This window comes from Candidatus Magnetaquiglobus sp., assembly GCF_058402785.1.
In genome coordinates this window covers 1-3291 of the sequence record NZ_JBZVFG010000092.1, presented here as the reverse complement: position 1 = coordinate 3291, position 3291 = coordinate 1, and the positions used below count along the sequence as shown (strand labels likewise).

The window sequence follows — 3291 nt, the reverse complement described above, 5'->3', positions numbered from 1 at the left end:
GCCCTGTCCGCCGAGCGTCATCTGCGCGAACTGGCGGAAGACGCGCACGAGCGTGTCATCGGCTTTGCCGATCTCTATCGGCTGGCCAGTCAGCCTGAACAACCCGTGACGCCGGAGCTGGCCGAGGCGTTGCGGAACAACCCACGTCTGGAGAAGGATCTCCAGCGGTTGGTACATGAGAAAAGCCTGTGTCATTTTCCGCTGCGCGCCGCGGCGGACAGCGGCGAGACCACCTGCCGCGCCGCGCATGGTTTCAAGGTGCAGGTGTTGCCCTCGCAGGTGGCACAAGAGCAGATGTATGTCCGGATTCATCTGGTGGAGGGTCAGTCACGGGTTCCGGGCACGTTGTTCGTGCTGCGGCCTGGTCAGACGCCCATCAAAAGGCTCTTGCCGCCGCCTCGGGATGGTGTTATCCAGATTCTCGAAGAGGGCCAATCCGATCTTGTGCGGGCGATTCAGGATCTGGATTCCGAGATCTATTTGAACACCAGGGGTAGTCTGGAGCCAGCGAAGATCATGCCAATACGTGTGGTGATCGGGACCACATCCGGTCCGAGTGAGGTGCAACGGGTGGCGAAGGAGGCCGAGGGGGTGCGTTCGGTGGTCTGCCGGGATGGCACCTCCGAGGAGCAGCCGATCAGTCGGGAGTATGATGCCTTTGTGCGCAGCCCGACCGGGGTGATCGAGAAGTTGTTCGGTCATTCGGCCTTCCGCATGGATGTGTCGCACAAGATCGAAGCCGGTCGAAGCTGGCAGTTGGGTGCCGTGGTGGCGCACGCTTTGTTCGATGCCGACTCCCTGGCCGGCAGTGGCGACGGGGTGCGCGGCGTGGTGTGGTTGAGCGGCCAGGTGGACAACACCCTGTCGTTGCGTCCGATCGAGAGCATTCGCCGCAAGCTGCAGCACTCACGGGAGTACCTGCTCGAACAGCAGGCCGAAATGGCCAAGAAAGACGGTTTTCTGCTCATCGCCATGCACCCCGCGGATCGGGCGCGGCTGGATGACGAATGGCTGGACGATCAGGGGATGATGGCGTTGCAGCCCTGCCTGATGCCAGTCAAGAAGGTCGAGGAGCTGATCTCCCGATTGGATCTGGAACCGCTTGAACCTACGGGTACGTTCACCAGTCAGCTCGGACAGATGACGCCGAAGCTACCCGAGGATTGGCGGAGCCTATTACGCAGATGGTGGTGGTTGCCGCTGATCGTGGCTCTGGGCACGTGGGCGTGGATGGAGCGCGAGACGCTGCAAACCTGGCTGCGGGAGTTGGGCCAAGTGAGCATGCCAGCCGTGCCGGTGCGGGAGATGCCCAAGGAGGCCGCGACTGTGCCATCGACCCAACCCCCGGTCGCGGAGGGGCAAACCGGCAAAGCAGCCGAGACCACTGCCACCCCGTCCCCGGCCACGGAGAGCAAGGGCGCGACGAAAGAGACAACCCCAGCCCCCTCGGGTCTGGACGCCCGCCATCTGAATGTCTATCTGCACGAGCTGATCCCGAATGGCTGGGGGATCTGCGCGGACCAGCGGTTGAAGGGGCTTCCGTTCGAACGCAATGCCGTGACCATGTTGGAGCCGGACATGTTCCCCCCATCGCGGAATGTCGGCAACCGCCTGTGCGGGCTGGTGTATGGGGTCTCCTATCCGGATGCCGCCGTGCATCTGGCGGTCGGGGTGATTCCCATGGGCCCCTCCGGAGCGATTGGGGAGCCCGTCTGGTCGGCTGCTCCGTTGAAGCCGGCCCCTGCCGGCCAGATGGTGGAGGTGGAGATTCCGATCCAGCCCTGGGTTGAGGCGCGTGCGCATCGGATCGTGGCGTTGGCCTCCAATCAGCCGTGGCACGACTTTCCCGCCGGTCTGGGTCAGGCGCTGGCCGGTCTGAACGATGCGGAGGCGATCCGCGCCGCACTGCAACGCTGGATGGGCGCGGAACAGGCGCAATCCACGGTCTGGCATATGGTGCGGCACGGGGTGACCTCCGGGCCGTGACCCCGCGCCAGGCTCGACCTGAGTACCCAGCCCTTTTGATCGCGGGACGGAGGTTTCTTGACGGCAACGCCAGAACTTCCGTCCCGCATCACGCTGATGTGGATCATCATCTTCAATCCGATCAGGGAAGTGTTCCATGGTTACCGGACGCACAGGATGGTTGGGATGGCTGATGCTGGTGGGATGCTGGCTGTGGAGCATCCCGACCCTGGCGCGCGCCGACACCCTGGAGGATCTGGCGACGGACCTGCACACCGCGCTGCGTCGCATGGCCGGCGACTCCCCCCTCAAGGTCACCCTCTCCACGGTCACGGACCAGCAGTACCAGGTCACCTGCCAACCCTTGAGCGATGCGCTGCGCGCCGGTCTGACCGCTGCCTTCGACCGGCTTGGCGCGGAGCGGTTCACCTGGGTGGATGAGCGCACCCCTTATGATCTCTCCCTCCAGCTCACCTGGGAAAAACTGCCGGGACGCCGGATGCTCCTGGATGCGAAACTGAAGGATCTGCGTCCCGGTCACACGGGAACCCAATCCCGACAACGCACCCTCGCCACCTCCGGGCTCTCCGAGGCGGCACGACGCTGCCTGTTCGACGCGGAACCGGTGGAACGCGCCATCCGTGCTGGTCGTCCGCTGCTGATGCGTTCCGCCCCCCTGGTGACCGCGCGCGAGGACATGAGGGACAGCAAAGAAGGCAATCCCGTCGAGATCCAACCCGGCGCCCGCCTGTGGGTGGAAGCACGCATCCTGGAGCCCGATGGGGATGGCTCTGACGGGAACTGGTGGCTGGTGCGCCTGGAACAGGATGATCTGGCTATGCCGGGAGGGCGCGTGCGTGCCGGTTTCGTGCATGGTCATCTCGGTGCGAAACGGCGGGTGGTGCTGCATCTGGAGGGCGCTCCCGAACTGACCGCCCACGCCCAGGCAGGCGTCGAACGCGGCCTAGTGCGCCCCCTTGGTCACGAGCTGGTGAGCGCAAGCGGTCTGGAACCGGACAACGCGCTGCATCTGTTCGTAACCGTGCGCCCTCCCGTGGAACGCCGACAGGGCACCGAGTACCAGGCCGCCGAGGTGACGGTGACGCTGCGCGCCGAGGATCGGGCGGTGAATCCGGTGGTCCAACTGGGACCGGTCACCTGGCCCGAAAGCGGCTTTTTCACTGCGCCGGAAGGGCGGCAGGGGGCCGCCGAGTTGGCTGCGGAACGAGCGGCGGAAGAGGCGGCGCGGCAGTTGCGCGTGGCGATGGAACAGTGTCAGGCGACATGAGAAACTGACCCCCTGACGACACGAAGAATTGACCCCTC

General features: G+C 65.0%; 1 protein-coding gene and 1 pseudogene. Both read left to right on the top strand.

Annotated elements, in window-relative coordinates; genetic code table 11:
* Positions 1 to 1986: pseudogene (locus ACV4UY_RS16540) on the top strand (hypothetical protein); the annotation flags it as partial.
* A gap of 136 nt (positions 1987 to 2122) precedes the next feature.
* Positions 2123 to 3253: a hypothetical protein gene (locus ACV4UY_RS16535; RefSeq protein WP_491608655.1), complete on the top strand. Its 1131-nt coding sequence runs from the start codon at positions 2123 to 2125 to the stop codon at positions 3251 to 3253.
* The last annotated feature ends 38 nt before the right edge of the window (positions 3254 to 3291 follow it).

Coding starts and splice junctions, on each gene's coding strand:
- ACV4UY_RS16535 (WP_491608655.1), top strand. CDS start 2,123: ATGGTTACCGGACGCACAGGATGGTTGGGATGGCTGATGCTGGTGGGA.